Genomic DNA, 610 nt, shown 5'->3' on the forward strand with positions numbered 1-610 from the left:
TTAGTCGCGTTGGTGGTCCAGGACCATCCGCACCGCTCGGTCGTGGACCTCGGCGGGGTACCGCTGGGGCATGATCGTCATCCTGACTCATCAGGAAGCGGCATGAAAGCCGTGACGCTTCACAGTCTGGTCGCCGAACATCGTCGCGGCCACGGTGCGATGTACGACGCTCTCGGTCATGGCGACCTCGACGACGAAAAGCTGCGGGATCACCTCGCTGCCTTGCCGCTGCCGCGCACTGAGCGAGGCCGACTCGTGCTGGCCGTCGACGTCACCTGCTGGTTGCGCCCGAACGCCACCACCAGCGCCGCGCGGCTGTTCTGCCACGTCTACGGACGAACCAAGAGCACGGCGCAACTGATTCCGGGATGGCAGTGAGCCTTTCCCAGTAGCGGCGTGAGGCTTCGAGTGGGCCGGATGGGCAAGGCGTTGGAGCACGCAGGGCCTGGCCGGGAACGATGGAGGCGACCAAGCTCATCCGCCGTACCCACCTGGACCCTTCGTGCTCTCCTCATGGGTGCAGCCGGTCCTGTTCTGGCAGGCTCGGTGGTGGTGGCGGCCGGCGGGTCAGCACTGTGCTCTCCGGGCCCAGCGAGGCCTGACGATAGAC

General features: G+C 66.6%; 1 pseudogene. It reads left to right on the forward strand.

From position 1 onward, the window contains the following. Positions 1–102 precede the first annotated feature (102 nt). A pseudogene (locus ACRYR8_RS21215) lies at positions 103–372 on the forward strand (transposase); the annotation flags it as partial. Between the last annotated feature and the right edge of the window lie 238 nt (positions 373–610).

The organism is Kineococcus esterisolvens (genome assembly GCF_050871405.1).
In the GTDB taxonomy this organism is placed as follows: domain Bacteria; phylum Actinomycetota; class Actinomycetes; order Actinomycetales; family Kineococcaceae; genus Kineococcus.